Genomic DNA, 221 nt, shown 5'->3' with positions numbered 1-221 from the left:
GTCAAAACCCATTCACCTTGTTGTTGGCCTCAGGCGCCGGCAGCCACATCCGTGGCCTTGGCTACCGCGCCACAAGGCGCGACGGCCCGTCGGCCTTGCGGAGGCGCATGCCTCCATAATCCCTGATCCAACATACATCATCGGCGCGGGATGGAGCAGCCCGGTAGCTCGTCAGGCTCATAACCTGAAGGTCGTAGGTTCAAATCCTACTCCCGCAACCA

General features: G+C 61.1%; 1 tRNA gene. It reads left to right on the top strand.

Annotated elements, in window-relative coordinates:
* Positions 1-144 precede the first annotated feature (144 nt).
* Positions 145-221 (top strand) — tRNA-Met (locus tag AC07UX_RS21170).

The organism is Sphingobium sp. GW821-FHT02B05, assembly GCF_059421905.1.
Note: the sequence above shows the minus strand (reverse complement) of the source record. Positions and strands in the feature narration are given on the sequence as shown.